At 50.5% G+C, this 16,772-nt stretch carries 15 protein-coding genes; all 15 read right to left on the reverse strand.

Annotated features, from left to right (window positions below; genetic code table 11):
• Position 1 precedes the first annotated feature (1 nt).
• Positions 2 to 1,231, reverse strand: coding sequence for a beta-ketoacyl-ACP synthase (locus Q0460_RS05490; protein ID WP_299085705.1), 1,230 nt, complete (start codon positions 1,229 to 1,231; stop codon positions 2 to 4).
• Positions 1,225 to 1,959 (reverse strand): 3-oxoacyl-ACP reductase FabG, encoded by a 735-nt coding sequence (gene fabG, locus Q0460_RS05495; protein WP_299085707.1) that lies wholly within the window; start codon positions 1,957 to 1,959, stop codon positions 1,225 to 1,227. Before fabG ends, Q0460_RS05490 begins: the two co-directional genes overlap by 7 nt.
• Positions 1,952 to 2,380, reverse strand: a complete 429-nt coding sequence (locus tag Q0460_RS05500) for a hypothetical protein (RefSeq protein ID WP_299085709.1) — start codon at positions 2,378 to 2,380, stop codon at positions 1,952 to 1,954. The genes fabG and Q0460_RS05500 overlap by 8 nt, the downstream gene beginning before the upstream one ends.
• On the reverse strand, positions 2,377 to 3,867 hold the full coding sequence (locus tag Q0460_RS05505) for a beta-ketoacyl synthase N-terminal-like domain-containing protein (RefSeq protein WP_299085711.1): 1,491 nt from the start codon (positions 3,865 to 3,867) through the stop codon (positions 2,377 to 2,379). Before Q0460_RS05505 ends, Q0460_RS05500 begins: the two co-directional genes overlap by 4 nt.
• Positions 3,848 to 4,264, reverse strand: a complete 417-nt coding sequence (locus tag Q0460_RS05510; RefSeq protein WP_299085713.1) for a hypothetical protein — start codon at positions 4,262 to 4,264, stop codon at positions 3,848 to 3,850. The genes Q0460_RS05505 and Q0460_RS05510 overlap by 20 nt, the downstream gene beginning before the upstream one ends.
• Positions 4,261 to 4,803 carry a 4'-phosphopantetheinyl transferase superfamily protein gene (locus Q0460_RS05515; protein WP_299085715.1) on the reverse strand — a complete coding sequence of 181 codons (543 nt, stop codon included), beginning with the start codon at positions 4,801 to 4,803 and terminating at the stop codon, positions 4,261 to 4,263. The genes Q0460_RS05510 and Q0460_RS05515 overlap by 4 nt, the downstream gene beginning before the upstream one ends.
• A 795-nt stretch (positions 4,804 to 5,598) precedes the next feature.
• Complete coding sequence (locus tag Q0460_RS05520) at positions 5,599 to 6,588, reverse strand: c-type cytochrome (RefSeq protein WP_299085717.1); 990 nt, start codon at positions 6,586 to 6,588, stop codon at positions 5,599 to 5,601.
• Positions 6,589 to 8,083: 1,495 nt separating this feature from the next.
• Positions 8,084 to 9,262, reverse strand: a complete 1,179-nt coding sequence (locus Q0460_RS05525) for a pyridoxal phosphate-dependent aminotransferase (RefSeq protein ID WP_299085719.1) — start codon at positions 9,260 to 9,262, stop codon at positions 8,084 to 8,086.
• Positions 9,259 to 9,738: a hypothetical protein gene (locus Q0460_RS05530; protein ID WP_299085721.1), complete on the reverse strand. Its 480-nt coding sequence runs from the start codon at positions 9,736 to 9,738 to the stop codon at positions 9,259 to 9,261. The genes Q0460_RS05525 and Q0460_RS05530 overlap by 4 nt, the downstream gene beginning before the upstream one ends.
• A gap of 10 nt (positions 9,739 to 9,748) precedes the next feature.
• On the reverse strand, positions 9,749 to 10,444 hold the full coding sequence (gene cysE, locus Q0460_RS05535) for a serine O-acetyltransferase (RefSeq protein WP_299085723.1): 696 nt from the start codon (positions 10,442 to 10,444) through the stop codon (positions 9,749 to 9,751).
• Entirely contained in the window at positions 10,441 to 12,279 is a 1,839-nt protein-coding gene (speA, locus tag Q0460_RS05540; RefSeq protein ID WP_299085725.1) for a biosynthetic arginine decarboxylase, read from the reverse strand. The genes cysE and speA overlap by 4 nt, the downstream gene beginning before the upstream one ends.
• Positions 12,276 to 13,517 carry a histidine--tRNA ligase gene (gene hisS / locus Q0460_RS05545; RefSeq protein ID WP_299085727.1) on the reverse strand — a complete coding sequence of 414 codons (1,242 nt, stop codon included), beginning with the start codon at positions 13,515 to 13,517 and terminating at the stop codon, positions 12,276 to 12,278. Before hisS ends, speA begins: the two co-directional genes overlap by 4 nt.
• A gap of 212 nt (positions 13,518 to 13,729) precedes the next feature.
• Positions 13,730 to 14,281, reverse strand: coding sequence for a hypothetical protein (locus tag Q0460_RS05550; RefSeq protein WP_299085729.1), 552 nt, complete (start codon positions 14,279 to 14,281; stop codon positions 13,730 to 13,732).
• Positions 14,282 to 14,614: 333 nt separating this feature from the next.
• Positions 14,615 to 15,097 (reverse strand): hypothetical protein, encoded by a 483-nt coding sequence (locus Q0460_RS05555; RefSeq protein WP_299085731.1) that lies wholly within the window; start codon positions 15,095 to 15,097, stop codon positions 14,615 to 14,617.
• A gap of 212 nt (positions 15,098 to 15,309) precedes the next feature.
• A complete protein-coding gene (gene recG / locus Q0460_RS05560) occupies positions 15,310 to 16,593 on the reverse strand; it encodes an ATP-dependent DNA helicase RecG (RefSeq protein ID WP_299085780.1) in 1,284 nt (427 codons plus the stop codon).
• Positions 16,594 to 16,772: the final 179 nt, after the last annotated feature.

The following is a 16,772-nucleotide window of genomic DNA, read 5'->3' on the forward strand; positions in this document are numbered from 1 at the left end:
TTTAGTCGATAAATTTTTTAAAAATCAAAGATGTGTTTACGCCGCCGAAAGCGAAGTTGTTATTCATAACGTAATCCGTCTCTATCTCCTGCGGCTGCGTGAGGTACCTAAGCGGCGCGCACTGCGGATCGATATCTCGTAAATTTAGATTCGGATAGAATAGCCCCTCGTTCATCATCATCACCGAGATAAAGCTCTCCAGTGTCCCGCACGCACCTAAAGTATGACCCAAATAGCCTTTGTAGGAGCTCACGGGCGTTTGCGAGCCAAAAATTTCATGCGTTGCGGTAGATTCTGCGACGTCGCCCTGTCTGGTCGCCGTAGCGTGAGCGTTTACGTGCCCGATGAGATCCGGAGAAATCGCGGCGTCTTTGAGCGCCAGCTGCATCGCCGCGCGCATAGTCTCGCTCTGCGGACGGGTGATATGCGTGCCGTCGCAGGTCGTGCCGAAGCCCACTATCTCGGCGTAAATTTTAGCGCCGCGAGAAAGTGCGCTTTCGAGGCTTTCTAGCACGAACATAGCGCCGCCTTCGCCCAAAACCAGTCCATCGCGCGCTATATCAAAAGGTGCAGGGCTTAGGGTAGGGGTGTCGTTTTTACAGCTTGTCGCGTAGAGCTTGTCAAACACGAATGCCTGGCTTGGGTGCAGCTCGTCCGCGCCGCCTGCCAGCATCATATCTATCAGGCCGAATTTTATCGCTTCGTAGGAGTAGCCGATCGCTTGAGACGCGCTCGTGCACGCAGAGCTCGTGGGGATGAGCCTGCCTTTTAGCCCGTAGTGGATCGCGATATTTGCAGCGACGGTGTGAGGCATCATCTTGACGTAGGAGTTGGCGTTGAAGGTGCTATCCTTGCCATGCAAAATATCTATGACCTCGCCCGTAGCCTTTGCATCGCCGCTGCAGCTACCCGCTGCGACGCCCATACGGCCGTCCTTTATGCGCTCATCTTCCAAAAGACCCGCATCCGCCAGAGCCTCATTCGCAGCATCAACGCCAAGCATCGCTACCTTACCCATCGAGCGGGTATCTTTGCGGCTCCAGTGCGCGGGCGGCGCATAGTTTGGTATCGGCGCGCCCAGCCTAGTGTTTAGCTCCTCGCCGAAGATATCCCATTCGCTCATATAGACTACGGCGCTTTTTTGCTGCGCCAAATTCTGCTTTATGCTCGCCCAGTCCCGCCCGAATGCACAGACGTTGCCAAAACCCGTAATAACTACTCTATTTAACATAATCCACCGTCTATTTTGATAACCTCTTTTGTGATGTATGCGGAATTTTCGCTTAGTAAAAACTCCACCAAATGCGCCACCTCGCTCGGCTCGCCGATGCGGCCCAGCGGAATCGCGCCCAAAATTTGCTCGCTTGCGGCTTCGTTTATACCTTCGCTCATCGCCGTTTTGATGAGCCCGGGAGCTACCACGTTTACCGTGATCTTGCGGCTTGCAAGTTCTATCGCCAGCGATTTTGCCGCGGCGATTAGGCCTCCTTTGCTAGCTGCGTAGTTGCTCTGACCGCGGTTGCCGGCAATTCCGCTAACCGAGCTCATCACTACGATACGCCCGCCCTTTTTGGCGCGGATCATCGGCATCAGCGCGGGCTTTAGGACGTTATAAAACCCGCCTAAATTCGTATCTATCACGCTTTGCCAATCCTCGCGCTCGAACCACACGAAGGAGTTATCCCGCGTAATGCCGGCGTTTAACACGATGCCCCAGTACGCGCCGTTTGCCTCTATATCTGCTTCGATATGCTCCTGCGCCGTAGCGGTATCTACGACGTCAAATTTTAAAATTTGAACTTCCGCCGCGCCCGCGTCCAAGCAGCGCTTCGCCACATCTTTTAGCTTTGCTTCGTTGCGCCCGTTTAGCGCCAAGCCGTAACCCTTTTGCGCTAAATTTAACGCGCACGCCTCGCCGATACCGCCGCTTGCTCCGGTAATTAAAATTCTCTTAGCCATTTATACTCTTTATCATTTCGTCGCTCGCGCGCATTACGCTTAGCGTGGCGCTTGCGATATGTTCGCCGCCGCAGCGGATCTCGCAGTCGAAGATATATAACCCCTCGCCGTCGCTCACGCTCTGTCTCGCCGTCGTAATCACGCGCTCGCCCACCTTCAGGCTTGCGCGCGAAATATCGAGGTTTCGCACGCCCAGCAAAAACCCAAGCCTCGCCTCGCCGCCGTTTCGGTAGCCCGAATACACGCCGATACACTGCGCCATTATCTCCATATACGCGTAGCTGCCGAGCTTACCGTCTTCGGTAAACGGCGAGTCCTCTTTAACGCTAAACGCGCAGCTCGCATACCCGTCGCTAACCTCTAAAATTTCATCCGCGAAGACCATATATCCGCTCTGGGGTAGGATGCTAGAGGCTTTCATACGCGTCCTATTATGGTTACGGCGTTGTCTCCGCCGAAGGCAAAGCTTAGATTCATCGCGGTATCTACGCGCGCTTTTTTTGCTTCGCACGCGAGATTAAATTTAGACAGCGTCGCGGAGATTTCGCTCGTTTGCGAAGCTTGATCCGCAATGTCTTTTAAAATTTTATCTTCCGCGCCATGCAAAGCTTTAGACGCAGCCAAAATTTCATCCGCGCTGCTTTTTGAAATTTCACCCTGCGCGTTTTTCAAATTTTCATCGCCCAGTCTGGACGAAATTTGATCGCTTTCGCTGTTTAAAATTTCATCGTTTCGCTCGCCGTGACGCGCCTGCGCGCCGCGAAAAATTTTAGCCTCAGAGCCGAGCCAAATTTTATCGTTCGTAAAATTCGGCGGAATTACGCCCTGTCTGATCGCCTCGTAGCACACGGCAAGCTCGATCGCCCCCGCCGCGCCCAGGGTGTGTCCGATCGCCCATTTGGACGAGCTTGCGGGCGCTAAGGGTAGGGCGGCGCTCATAGCCAAGGCCTCCATCGCGTCGTTGGCCGCAGTGCCGGTGCCGTGCAGATTTACGTAGTCCACGCTTTGCAGCTGCGCCGATTTTAGCGCGGTTTTGATAGCCGTGATTTGCATTCGTGCGCTAGGATCGGGCTTGGTGATGTGGTAGGCGTCGGAGTTTGCTGCGTGAGCCAAAAGCGCGACGTCGCTTATGCGCTCGCGCGAAAGCACGAATGCGCAGGCTCCCTCGCCCAGATTTGTGCCTGATCGCGCCTCTGAAAACGGCTTTAGCGGCTGCTCGCTTAAAATTTCAAGCGCGCTAAATCCCTGCAGCGTGAGCTCGTCTAATGCATCGGCGCCGCCGAAAACGACCGCGTCGCAAAATCCGCAAGAAATGAGGCGCGAAGCTTCGATTAGAGCCTTGTTTCCGCTGGTGCACGCACTCGAAACTCCGATCGCGACGGATTTTAGTCCGAAGCGTTCGCGGATAAAATTTGCGGGGTTTGCGTGGGAGTTGCGCTCGAAGCAGAAGTTTTTAAATTTATCGTTTGCGTCTTTTGAATTTTTGACGAAATTTTCGCCGTTTGGAGTGGGAATTTCACTGCACGGCACGGGATTTTCGCCGTCTTGCGAGATAAAATTTCCCGCGCCCTTATTGCAAGCGAAAAATTCCGCATAGTTTTCCTGCACGCCGGTATTGGTGGTCGCAAACACCACTCCTACGCGGTGTGCGCCGAATTTTTGCACGGCTTGCTCTATTTGCTCTTGCACACCTAGGCAGGCGTAAAGCGTCAGGGCGTTTGTGCGCGTGGCGTAGGCGCGATCCTTGATCTGCGGCAGCGGCGTATCCACGCGCCCAAAGATGAAATTTTTGCCAGAAACGCTAAGCTTTCGCAGCGCGGATCTCTTCTCGCACAGCGCGCTAAAAAGCTCTGCGGCGCTGTTTGCGCCCGCACAGATGAGCCCCGGGTTACTTAGATACTGCGTCATATCGGCGCCCCTTTGCGTTTATGGTGAAATTTGCTTTATCCGCATTCTTAAGCAGGGTTAAAAATACTCGCTCGCTTCGCGAATCGGGCGGCAGGAAGCCGTCGTTGCGAAATTTTGCTTCGCCGCCTTCGATCGATAAAATTTTACGTGCGATCGGCGCGCCTAGCATATCGAGCCAGACGAGCTTGTAGCGGCTCTCCTCGCTGTTTGTGGGTGAAATTTTGGAGATCAGGGCTCTGCTTTTTGCGCCGAGCTCATCCGTTAGGATGAACTGCTTTTGGCTAAATTCCGCTATCCGCTCGGGCGCCTTGCGCGCGCATCCGCCTATAAAAAACGCGGCGTAAAGCAGAATGAAAGCCGTTTTAGAAATAGCGTAAAAACGATAAACAGGTCTCAAAAATTCTCCCTAAAAACGAGCGAAATCAAAATTTCGCCCTCTAAAATATAGCTCTTGTGTGACCATGCCTTGCCGCGCTCATCAAGCGCCAAAGCCTCACCGCCTGCGCCGCGCGCCAACCCCACACGAGCAAGTGCGTAAAAACCTAGACTTCGCGCCTTAATCAGCGCCTCTTTGATCGTGTAAATTTTATAAAAAATGAGTGCCTTTTCGCTCTCGTCCGCCGCCGCTAAAAGCTCGCGCTCAAAGACGTTGAAACAAAACTCGCTAACTGCGGCAAAATTCCGCGGTTTTAAAATTTCAAGATCGAGCCCGAATTTTTGCCTCGCAAAACCCACGGCGACGATCGTTTTGCTATCTGCGCTTTTGTGCGAGATGCAAAATTTGCCGCGTTTTTTAAAGCGCGCTTTAAGCGCCCGCGAAACGCGAAACTCGCGCAGATGGGCTCGCGCGCACGCCAGCTTCTTATCGCGCCTGCTCAAAAGCCGCCTCGGGGCGCACAGATCTTCGTCGGTGATTAAAATTTTTATCTCGCTCATAAAACCCTGATTTTACTAAAATAGTCTTTATAAAAATATAAAATAGCGCTGCAGCGTTAGAATTTCGTTTAAAATTTATTTGATGCGATTGGGTTCAAAGGCGCGCTAAAACATAAAATTTATCGCGTTTGCGCCAAGGCCTCGGACGCGGTAAAATTTTAAAATTTAGCTCGTTTTCGATCTGCGCCGCCCACTTTTTGGTTCGTCGCGTGTCGTTATGCGGCGTCGGTTGTGTTCGTTACGCTCGTCTTGTTCGTCGTATTTTGCGTGACCGTTCTGTTTGGTTAAATTTTAGAGTAGCGGCGGCAAGCGGCGCAGGGTTTGAAAACATCGGCGCGGAATTTTAAAAATCCGCGATAAAATTTCTACTGCGGGCGGCGTTTGTGCTAGAACTTTTGCGACGAAATTTAGATGCATCGTGCGATGAAATTTTAAAATTCCGAAGCGAAATTTTAAATCGCGAGCAGTGCGCGGCGCAGCAGGCATCGTAACATAACAGCGCAAAATTAGCCGCATTTGAATAAAACGGCATAAAATTTAAGCGCTCCTGAATACGGCAGCTTGAAATTTAAATACCCTTAAATTAAAGCGGCACGAAATTTAATCGTGCTAACTGCCGCAACCGCATTAAATACCGAGCCGTGCCGCGCTGCGCCGAGCAGAATGCTTTAAGATCCGTGCCGCAACACGTTATTTGTATTAAATTTTGTGTCGCGTCGCACTAAATTTGCGTTAAATTCCGAGCCGCATTAAATTTACGTCAAAATTCCGCCGCCGCAAGGACGGCGTTTGATTTTATTTTTTGATCATGCGCTTGTATGGGCCGAAGCGGTGATCGTTCTCGTCAAATCCGTCGTTGTAGGGCCCCACGTCCATATCCATCTGCTTGACGTCTAGATCGGGGAAATCTTTCTTCCTATCGGGTTTGATCTTGCGCGGTTTTGAGTTTATATACGCCGTCACGTCGAAAGCTTCCTCCCAGCTTAGCGAGGCGTCCCCTTTAGGCATAGTGGCTTTGACATACCTCGCTCCTTCGATGAGCCTATACATACCGGCGCCCGTATTGTAGCTATCATCACCCCAAAGTGCGGGGAATGTGTAGTAATCGCCGCTTTGAGCAAACCCCTCGTTTTTTATCCCTTCGCCGTTTTCGCCGTGGCAGGCGGCGCATTTTGCGGCGTAAATTTCGCGTCCTTTTTTAGGATCCGCCGCGCGGTCTAAAAACTGCGCCTTCGGTAGCCCCTGGCCTTTTACCTTTGCGCCGACCTCATATCCTGCGGAGAGCCAGTGCATGTAGGCGATCATCGCGCGCATCTCTTTGGAGTTCGTAGGGATCGCTTTGCCCGCCATCGAGCGCTGAAAACATCCGTTTATGCGGTCTTGCAGCGTGACTAGCTGATCCGATCTCGCGACATACTGCGGAAATCTCGCGTAGATACCCACGAACGGGCTTTGATCGGGCACGACGCCGCCGCTCGTATGACAGCTCGAACAGGAGAGGTTGTTGCCCGCAAAGCGCATTTTTTCGTCCTTTGCCTGCGGTCCGAGATACCTCGTCGTCTCGTTGATGAGCTTCGCGCCGTAGATGACGGTCTTTGCATAAGGCGAGTCGCCGAGCTTCGCCTCGTCTATGACGCCGTTTTCGTCGATGCCTACGGGCAGCCTAAATTCCTGTGTTTTTTGCTCGTACGGCACGGCTTTTTTGGCGTTGAGTTTGGCTACATCAAAGCCTAAAATGGGCGTAAAAAAGAGCGGAAGCGCTAAAACAAGGGCGGTTTTTCTCATATGTTCTCCTTTAAAAAAGTAAAATATACATTTGAAATTATTGAATTTTTTAGTTAAATGTGCGTTAAAATTTCAGAAAAGAAGCTATTGCGAGGGCTTGCGCGTAGCAAAAATTTAAAAGAGCCGAAATTTTAACTTAGCGCGGCGATGAAATTTAACGCAAATTTTGCGCGGCCTAGCGATAAAATTTAAAGTAAATGGCGAGATTTTTTAAAATTTGAGCGGGTGATTTTGTCAGAACCTGCGCGATTAGATTACTTGATTTCATCATGCGATAAATTTTGGCAGTGCGGCGAGCTACGCAGAAAAAGAAGCCTGGCTGTGACGCAGCGGAGTTTTTTTAAGTCTTGCGAGAGAAAAATTTAAAAGATTGCCTCACTCCTGCCGCTCGTTTCGTGCACCGCTCGGCCGCTTCCTGCGTTGTTGTATTTCGCGCCGCCGCGTTTTTTGCGTCGCGCACACGGACCGCTTCATTTTTGCGTCGCGGATACGGCGTCGCACCGCGTATAAATACGGAGTGCATGCAAGTGCTTGCGAGAAGCGAACGGGTAAAATTTAGGCGGGCATTTCGCTCGTGCGCAACCGCAGTATATTTGATCCGTGCCGCCCCTGCTACTCCGCCACAAACGAGCCGTTTGCAAAAACGTGTCGCGGTGTGTCGCCGAAATACAAGCGCAAATTAGTATTTTAGCGCGAGATCTGCAAAAGTGTGTCACGATGCATCGTAGCAGGATCACCGCCGTATTTGAAATTTTTCTAGGTCCGTCTGTGCGATAGGGCGAGGCGGATCGTCTCGTCTATGCGCCGTTTAGGCGGCGCGCGTATTTATGCTCGCCCTGCACGCGCTTTAAGACGGGTGCTAGGCTTGAAATTTAACCCGAGTGGGCTTGGAATTTTAAATTTAAGCGGACTTGGGCTTTGGCGGTCGGATCTGCCTGCGCGCCGCGCAGGACCGTATCCGCGCTAGAATTATCGTCGCCGAGATAAAATTTCGCGCGGCAGATGCCGTAATGCGGCGGTATGAAATTCTAAGCTCTTGAGTAAAACGTAAAGGAATTGGGGAAATCGAAGTAGCATCGGCAAGTATGAAATTTTAATGCTTTTGAATAAAACGGCGCGAAATTTAATCGTTCTTAAGTAGAGCAAGAGCAAATTAGCCTTTATCGCCAAGCTCGCGATAGTTATAATTTTGAATTAAACAGCGAAATTTAAATACTCTTGGATAAAACAGCATGGAATAAACTTAAACGCCTCGGATCAAAAACGTTAATTTTAACCGCACTGAACTTACCGCGCTATCTGAGCTAAGCCGAGTCGTATCGTGTTGTGATAGGCGGTTGAGTTAAATTCCGTGCTGCATCGCACCGGATTTGCTTTAAAATTCGTACCGAACTCGCCGTGCCACACTAAATTTGCCGCTAAGCTGCATTAAATTTTATGTAAAAATTTCGCTGCTAAGCTATGACAAATTTAGATCAAAATTTCGCTAGCGTGCCTATTTGTGGTAACTTTTTACGAATTTTTCTATGCGCTCAAAGCCGCGTTTTAGATTTTCCATAGAGCACGCAAAGCTTACGCGGAAGTGCCCATCCATGCCAAATCCGCTTCCTGGCACCGTGGCTACGAGCCCTTTATCTAGCAGTTGCATGCAGAATTTCATACTATCAGGTTCTACCTGGGAACAATCTATGAAGAAATAAAATGCGCCATCTGGTTTTACGACACTAAGACCTGGGATCGCACCTATCGCGTCCGTACCGAAGTCGCGCCTGCGCTCGTATTCGCGCCGCATCGTCTCGATATAATCGTCCGCCTCGCCGCGCAATACCGGCATCGCGCCTGCCTGGACGATGCTAGCTACGTTGCTGACGCTTTGGCTTTGTAAGTTTATCATCGCCTTATTTAGCTCATCGATCGCACAGGCGGTGTAGCCGAAGCGCCAGCCGGGCATCGCGCCGCATTTGCTTAGCCCGTTGATCGTCACGGTGCGCCTAAACATATCCTCGCTGATGCTTGCTGCGGCTATGAAGCTCTTGCCGAAGACGATTTTTTCGTAAATTTCATCGGCAATTACCAAAACATCCGTGCCTTTTAGCACTTCCGCAAGCTCTTGCAGCTCCTGGCGCGAATATACGGCGCCTGCGGGGTTACTCGGGTTGAAAAGGCACAGCGCCTTCGTGCGCGGCGTGATCGCGGCTTTGAGCTGCGAGGCGGTGATTTTATATCGGTTTTCCGCCTTGGTGTTTACGATGACGGGCTTGCTGCCACAAAATTTTACAATTTCGGGGTAGGTGACCCAATAAGGCGCCGGTATTATGACCTCATCGCCTTCGTTTAAGATGCAGTTAAAGGCGTTAAATAGCGAGTGCTTGGCGCCTACGTTGGTGATGATCTGATCGGGCCTGTAATCTAGGTCGTTGTCGCGCTTTAGCTTCTGCGCGATTAAATTTAAAATTTCAGGCGTACCGGCAACCGGCGTATATTTTCCGCAGCCCTTAGCCATAGCTTCTATGACCGCCTTTTTGGCGACCTCTGCAGTATCGAAATCAGGCTCACCCGCACTTAGGATTACGACGTCTTGCCCCTGCGCTTTCATCTGCTTGGCTTTGGTGCTGATTGCGATCGTTAGGCTTTCGCCGAGCTTGCTTACGCGACTTGAAAGTGTTAATTTCATTGATGCTCCTTGGATTGGTTTAGACAATTTAAAATTTGATTTTTGACGCTAAAAGCTCTGCCGCTACTTGGGTCTTGGTCGTAGATATCGTCGATTTTATAATCGCCTCCGCTACGGACGAGTTTGTAGATTATCGTCTGCGCACCGTAGGGGCAGGTCTGAGTTACTACGACGGTATCGCGTTGTCCTAGCTCAAAATCATATTTCGCATCGTCGCAGACATCTTGACCGCCGATTACCGGATCGTAGTCCAAGCAGCCTACCTCACCTTCGCCGGCAGAGGCTTCATCCTGCATAAGCGCGGATCTGAAAGAAGCTGATAGGGCATTTTTGTGATCGCCGAAATAGGTATCCTTGATGTATAGACTTTTTACTAGGCTTATTCTGGCGTCGTCCGCGGAATTTTTCGCGCTATTAGCATCGCTGCCGCTTGCCGATAAAATTGCACAAATTATAAAAAATAGAGCTTTTTTCACTTTAACCCTCTTATTTCAATGATTTCAGATACTCTTCGTAGAATTTGTTTAGATCCTCATCCATTGCGGCGATATCTTTTCTGCCGCTGCAGATGCACTCTTCTAAAATTTCGATACGCTTGATGAGATATTTGATAAGCTCCTGGCTGATATCGGGAATTTTATTATGCGCTAAAGGATCGCTCTCGCAGCCGCCTAAAATTCTAGCCGGCACGCCCACGGCGGTGCAGTTTGGCGCTACGTCCTTTACGACGACGGAATTTGCGCCGATTTTGGAATTTTCGCCGATAGTGATATTGCCTAATACTTTAGCTCCCGCACCCACTACGACGCCGTTTTGCAGCGTCGGATGGCGCTTTCCGTGCTCTAAGCTCACGCCGCCGAGAGTGACGCCCTGATAGATCAGACAGTTATCGCCGATGATCGCGGTTTCTCCAATGACAAGCCCCGTAGCGTGGTCAAAAAACACTCCTCTGCCGATCTGTGCGCCCGGGTTGATATCTACGGCGGTGATTATGCGGGTAAGTCCGCTGATCGCGCGAGCTATGAGCTTAAAACCTCGCTCGTAGAAAAAATGCGCGAAGCGGTAATTTATTAGCGCCCAGACGCCTGGATAGCAGAAAAATATCTCAAATACGCTATTGCATGCGGGGTCTTGACGCAAGGGCTCGGTAAAGTCCTGTTTTAAAATTTGCCAAAAACTCATTTGATCGTCTTTAAGTAGCTATTGTCGTTTAAAAACAGATATAGCTCGCCCAGGATATGCTTTTTCTCTTTATCTCCGATAAGATTTGATTTTTCGACGCGCTCGTTTAGGCTTTCGCGGATATCTACTACGTCGTAGTCCATATCCTCCAAGATGTCGATGACCGATTGAGATTCGATAAAATCCTTGATCTCAAAGCCGCCGTCATCCTTTAAAATCACGGTCGCCTCTGTTGGGTGTGCAAAGAGGTTGTGGCTCATGCCAAGCACCTCCTGATAGGCTCCGACAAGGAAAAAGCCCAAAAAATACTCCTCTTTTTCAGGATCGAAATCGTGCAGAAAGAGCGGATTTTTTTGATTGTCGAATTCTATCTCGCCGTCGCTATCGCAGGTGATATCCCAGATCGACGCAGATAGCGTGGCGCGCTCGTCCAGCCTCTCTAGAGGCATGATTGGGAAGTGCTGCTTGATGCCCCAAAAATCGGGCAGGCTTTGAAAGATCGAAAAATTTACTAAATAGCGCTCTTGGGCGTTGCCTAAGGAGTTTAAGAAATTACTATATTCTTGCTTGTTGCCTAAAATTCCATACGCCTTTCGCATTATTAGATGAACTAAAATTTCGCCGTTTGAGCGGTCGATCAGATCGACGTATCCCAGATCAAATAGAGTAAGCACGCTCTCCATGTGCGACATGGCGTCGTGCAGATACTCTAGCGCGTTGGAGGGTTTTAGAGTTTTATACAGATCGTATAGTTCGGCGACTACCGGCGGATTATCCTTTTTTAGGGCGAGCTTTTCTTCGGCGTATTCTTGGGTAAAAAGCTCCAAAATCGGCGCCACGAGCACCGCGTGACTGGCGGCTACGTATCTGCCGCTCTCGATAAAAATATCCGGCTCGGCCTCTTTTTTATCCTCTGCGATCGATTTTAGCAAAAAAACCACGTCGTTGGCGTATTCTTTTAGCGTATAGTTGCGGCTGGAGCTTTCTTTGGCTTGGGAGTATTCGATAGCGAGCCCTCCGCCTAAATTTATGGATTTTAAATTTTTCGCGCCCATTTTTCGAAGCTCAGTATAGATATTGCCCGCCTCGATGAGAGCCTTTTTGAGCGGGTGGATCTCGGTAATCTGCGAGCCGATATGAAAATGGATCATCGTAAACTGCTCGATGAGGTCGTTTTTCTTGAGTAAGTTTATCGCCTCTATAAGCTCGGTTGAGGTAAGACCGAATTTGGAATTTATCCCGCCGCTTTTCGCCCACAGTCCGCTTCCGGAGTTATGCAGCCTGATGCGTAGCCCGATGAAAGGCTTTGGCGCAAACCGCTCCTTAGCCGTTTCGATGATGGTTTCAAGCTCGTTTAGCCCCTCGATCGTAAGCGTTACGTTATGCCCCATCTCGGCAGCGATGAAGCCGATATTTATAAGCTCCTTATCTTTAAAACCGTTTACGGTAATCGGCGCGCCGTATTTGTTATACGCCATCGCTAGTAGCAGTTCAGGCTTGCTGCCGGCTTCGAGTCCATATCCGTAAGGCTCGCCGATATCGACTAAATTTTTAACGAAGCCCGGGAATTGATTTACCTTAAGTGGATAGACGGCGTGGAATTTTCCCTTGTAGCCAAACTCCTTAATAGCGCGGTTAAAATTTGAGTAAATTTCGACTATTTGCTTTTTGATGAGGTGCGGAAAGCGCAGCAGTATCGGGCCTCGCACGCCGTCTGCGCGGATCTCTTTTATGATATCCACCAAAGGCTGCTTGAAATCGGAGTTTAGGCATAGCTTACCGCCGTCTATTGTGAAGTTGGAATTCCCCCAAATATTTAGTCCGTAATCGCTCATGCTCTATCCTTAAAAAATGCTTCGACCTCTTTAAATTTAATCGCAAAGCTGCTTTGATCCTCTAAATTTTTGCACCACACCTCGGCTCGGTCAAACTCGTCCTGCCCGATGCAAAGGCAAAATTTCGCCTCCGCCCCGTCGGCTGCTTTTAAATGCTTGGCTAGGCTCTTGGGCTCGTATGAAATTTGAGTTTTACAAAGCTTTCGCAGCTTTAGCGCAAATGAAAATGCCGTGCTAACAAACGCCTCATCCAGCGCGCCGATATAAATCCCCTCGCGCTCTTGAGGGGCTTCGCGCGTTTTTAAAATTTCGGCTATTCGCTCGATGCCGATCGCAAAGCCCACGCCAGCCGTCTTTCTGCCGCCTAAAAACTCCACGAGTCTGTCATAGCGCCCGCCGCCGCCTACGGCACTTTGTGCGCCAAGCTCGGATGAGACGAACTCAAAGGCGGTTTTGCAGTAGTAATCAAGCCCGCGCACGAGCTTCGCATCGATCTCAAATTTTTGTCCGTTTTGGGTTAAGATTCTTTGCAGCTGCTCAAATTCCGCGGCGCAGGCGTCGTTTAAATTTTCCGTTATAAGCGGCGCGGCGGCTAAAATTTTCTGGCAGCTTTCGTTTTTGCAGTCCAGCACGCGGATCGGATTGGTATCGATGCGCCTTTGGCAGTCCTCGCAGAGCCTGTCTTTACGTTCTTGTAAGAAATTTACGAGCTTGGTTTTATATGCCGGCATGCACTCCTCATCGCCTAAAGAGTTGATTTTAAGCGTTGCGGCGACATTCAGCTCGCGTAAAATTTGAGCTAGCATCAAGATCACGCTCGCATCCTCATAAACGCTACTTTCGCCGAAGCACTCGACGCCGAATTGGTGAAACTCGCGCAGACGCCCCTTTTGCGGGCGCTCGTAGCGAAACATCGAGCCTTGATAATAAAATTTATGCACGCCGCCGCTGCGGTCTAGCTTTTTTTCGATAAAGGCGCGCACGACGCCCGCGGTGCCCTCGGGGCGCAGGCAGACGCTATCGCCGCTTTTATCGCTAAACTCATACATCTCCTTGCCGACGATGTCGCTGCTCTCGCCGACGCTGCGGCGAAATAGCGCGGTCTGTTCGAGCTTGGGCGTTTCGATGAGACAAAAGCCGTAATTGCGCGCCACGCGCTCGCATACGCTTAAAATTTGCGAGTAGATGCGCGCTTGCTCGCCTGAAATATCGTTCATACCGCGAAGTGCCTTGATCATCTATGAAATCCTTTGTGAAATTTAAAATTTTCAAATTTTTGCGGCGATTATAGTTAAATTTTCCTAAATTTTAAGCCCTGCCGCTCGCGGTTTTGTATCGGTTCTGCTTATTTGCATCGCGCACCGCAAAATAAAATACGCTTCATGATAAATTAAATTCGGCAAAGTACGGATAAAAAGGCAAACCTCAAAGGTCGCTAAATTTCAATCGCCTATGCAAGCTCGAGCGAAAGGATCTCCGTAACCTTGCCCGCTTCGTCCTCGCAGCTTACGGCAATATAATCAAAGCCGTTTGCTTTAACCTCATCCCACGAGGCGGTCCCGCCGTTTATCAGTAGGACTCTGCCGCTCTCGTCCGTTTCGTATTCGTCCATTTCGTCGTCGTAGAGGGTGCTATAGCCGAATTTTAAGCGGATTTTGCACGGCGGTAGGTTAAATTTCGCTAGCTCGCGGCGGGCTACTTTTTCTGCGTCAAGCTCGTCGCAAAACATCGCGTTGTAGCCGTGCGCGGCGCCGTCAAAAAGTAAAATTTCCTCGCCGGTTTTTACGCATTTGGCTATGAGCTTGCACGGCACGAGCTCGTCCTCGTCGTAAAAATCGGCGATATAATCGTTCGGCAAAGCTTCGCCGCGAAAAAGCTCGCCGAAATAATAAATTTCAAAATATTCGCCGCCCGCGCCGGATCTGATTTGGGCATTTAGATAATCGTCCCAAGTTACGTTAAATACGTTGTTTGCTAAATATGTCGGCACCCTCTCGTTCATCTTCGCTCCTTTAGCGTAAATTTTAAAATTTCGCAAAATTATAACATATCTCGCGTCCGAGGCGTCTGCTCGCGCAACCGAAAGACAGGTCGTTTGCAAGCCTGCTATCGCCGCGCACCGCATGAGTTTAATGTATCTCGCACTGCGAAGCGGTTTGATTTTAAAATTTAATTTGCGATGTGTCGCGCCAGCTCGCGCCATGCTATGTAAATTTAAAGCGCTACGCAAAATTTAACGCATTGCATAAAATTTTAAATTTTACCGCGGCGCAGATCACGCGCCGTTTCGGCTTAGGCGTCTATTTTAAACCGGCTAAGCTCGGCGGTAAAATTTCTACTTCGCCGCCTTGAAGCTCAAGAATTCCTCGTAGCGGCGATCGATGATCTCTTTGATCTCGGCGTAATTTTGCGGCGAGTTTTCTATGTAAAAATAGGCGTTGTCGAAGTTTTTATCGCCGAATTTGCGCGCGACGAAATCGTCGTAATCTTGCAAATACCAGCCGTGCGTTTTGGCAAATTTCGTGCGGTCCGTGGTGTAGTAGGCATTTGCAAAGGCCTTACCAGCGGTGTTTAGCTCGTCGCTGCTTAGCACGCCGTCCATGGCGTCGAAAAAATACTGACGATAATCAAAGCTATCGACCATCTTTGCTATATCGTCCGCGAAATCCGCCGCGAAGTCCTTGGAATAGAGCTTGCGCTCCATGCACCAGCGAAAGAAAAACGCTATGTGCGTCGCGCCGTTTTCCTGCGGAATGTCAGTCGGCGCGTTTTTCGCGCCCCAGTGCCATTTTGCCTTGTCGTAGGTCACGTAAGCCATTTTGCTCTCCTTTTTTTGGACTTTAAGTTGCATAAATTTTAGAAATTAAAAGCAAACGACGCTTGGTAAAGCTCTAAATTTTATCCGATGCAATCTGCGCCGTGAAATTTCAAATTTTATATCAGATCGCCCGTTACCTCATAATTACATTCGCTTCGTAAAATTTTGCCGCGACTAAATTACGTTTAAATTCTATCGCATCTCGTAGAATTTCACGCGCCTCGTCCTATGTCCTTTAGTCGCTGCTTTGCCGCAGCCGTCACGTCCTCTTCGTAATCATACCACGCAAACATCGCGCCGTGCTGCACCGAGCCGCCCAGTAGATCGCCTCCCTGGCGGTTTTTCAGATCGATATTTGCGACCTTAAATCCATCCAGCGTCGCTGCGAACTCGCGCAGGCGCTGCGGCGGGGATTTGAGCTTGGTGTATAGGTAGCAGCGCCCCGCCTGGCCCTTGCGCCCGACGCGCCCGCGCAGCTGATGAAGCGACGCAAGCCCCATCCGCTCGGCGCCCACGATTAAAATGACGCTAAGCCGCGGCAGCGAAATGCCCACTTCGACGATCGTCGTGGTTATCAGCAGTCGCCCCTCGTCTCGGAAGCGGCGCAGGATCTCCTCCTTGTCCTTGTCGCTGCCGTGAGTAATCATCACGTCCGCAAACTGAGCCTTCCAAAACGGCGCCGCCTCCTCAAGGCTTTGATAGACCGAGCTCTCGCTTTGCTGCACTAGCGGATAGACGATGATCGCTTGATTGCCCGCGGCAAGCTCGCGGCGCAGATCCTGCATAAAGCCCGCAAATCCGTCGTTTTGCAGGATTTTGGTTTTGATCTGCTTTTCAAACGGCAGCTGTTTTAAAAAGCTAAAGCTCACGAGTTCGGACTGGATCATGCTCAGCGTGCGCGGTATCGGCGTGGCGCTAAACTGAATGAAATGCGCTCGAAACTCGCCGTTTTCGGTGAGGCGCGCGATCTTTTCGCGCTGGTTGGAGCCGAAGCGGTGCTGCTCATCGACCATTATGAGATTTGACGGCGCGAGCTCGTGGTAGAGCAGGGCGTGAGTGCCGATGACAAGGTGCGCGCCTGCGAAATTCGGCTCGCGATCGCCGCTTTTTACGAGCAGGACTTTGATCCGCGGCGGCAGCAGACGGCGCGCCTCGGCGTAAATTTGCTCCGCCAATATGCTCGTAGGCGCCATCAGATAGCTGATGCGCGGATAGTTCATCGCCGCGCTCGCGAGGATCACGAGCGTCTTGCCGCTGCCTACGTCGCCCATGACGACGCGGCGGCGCGCCAGAGGGCTTTGCAGATCGCTAGCGATGTCCTTTATCGCGCTTAGCTGATCGCGCGTAGGCTCAAAAGGAAGCGAAACGAGCCAGTCCGAAATGTCGTGTAGCGGGTAAATTTGCGCCGGGAAACTTGTTTTTTTCGCGCTTAGCTTTTGCAGGTAGTTTAGAATTTCTACAAATTTCAGCGTGCGTAAAATCACAGCACCACTCATCTGCGTGACGGCTGCGGCTCGGACGGCCTCGGCGGCATGGACAGTTCCAGCGTCGCTTGCAATTTGAGCGATTGTAGGTATGGCGGTCGTAGCTTGGGCGGCTGCGGTCTGGATAGTTTTGGTTTGATAATGCGTAGGTTGCACGGCACAATCGCGCAATGCGCTCATCGGTGCGGCGA

The sequence above is a fragment of the uncultured Campylobacter sp. genome, assembly GCF_937980635.1.
Lineage (GTDB): Bacteria > Campylobacterota > Campylobacteria > Campylobacterales > Campylobacteraceae > Campylobacter_B.

What these genes read in the sequence shown, in the direction of transcription:
- Q0460_RS05505 (WP_299085711.1), bottom strand. Translation starts at nt 3,867, where the DNA reads ATGACGCAGTATCTAAGTAACCCGGGGCTCATCTGTGCGGGCGCAAAC.
- Q0460_RS05555 (WP_299085731.1), bottom strand. Translation starts at nt 15,097, where the DNA reads ATGGCTTACGTGACCTACGACAAGGCAAAATGGCACTGGGGCGCGAAA.
- speA (WP_299085725.1), bottom strand. Translation starts at nt 12,279, where the DNA reads ATGAGCGATTACGGACTAAATATTTGGGGGAATTCCAACTTCACAATA.
- fabG (WP_299085707.1), bottom strand. Translation starts at nt 1,959, where the DNA reads ATGGCTAAGAGAATTTTAATTACCGGAGCAAGCGGCGGTATCGGCGAG.
- hisS (WP_299085727.1), bottom strand. Translation starts at nt 13,517, where the DNA reads ATGATCAAGGCACTTCGCGGTATGAACGATATTTCAGGCGAGCAAGCG.
- Q0460_RS05515 (WP_299085715.1), bottom strand. Translation starts at nt 4,803, where the DNA reads ATGAGCGAGATAAAAATTTTAATCACCGACGAAGATCTGTGCGCCCCG.
- recG (WP_299085780.1), bottom strand. Translation starts at nt 16,593, where the DNA reads ATGAGTGGTGCTGTGATTTTACGCACGCTGAAATTTGTAGAAATTCTA.
- Q0460_RS05520 (WP_299085717.1), bottom strand. Translation starts at nt 6,588, where the DNA reads ATGAGAAAAACCGCCCTTGTTTTAGCGCTTCCGCTCTTTTTTACGCCC.
- Q0460_RS05525 (WP_299085719.1), bottom strand. Translation starts at nt 9,262, where the DNA reads ATGAAATTAACACTTTCAAGTCGCGTAAGCAAGCTCGGCGAAAGCCTA.
- cysE (WP_299085723.1), bottom strand. Translation starts at nt 10,444, where the DNA reads ATGAGTTTTTGGCAAATTTTAAAACAGGACTTTACCGAGCCCTTGCGT.
- Q0460_RS05550 (WP_299085729.1), bottom strand. Translation starts at nt 14,281, where the DNA reads ATGAACGAGAGGGTGCCGACATATTTAGCAAACAACGTATTTAACGTA.
- Q0460_RS05500 (WP_299085709.1), bottom strand. Translation starts at nt 2,380, where the DNA reads ATGAAAGCCTCTAGCATCCTACCCCAGAGCGGATATATGGTCTTCGCG.
- Q0460_RS05490 (WP_299085705.1), bottom strand. Translation starts at nt 1,231, where the DNA reads ATGTTAAATAGAGTAGTTATTACGGGTTTTGGCAACGTCTGTGCATTC.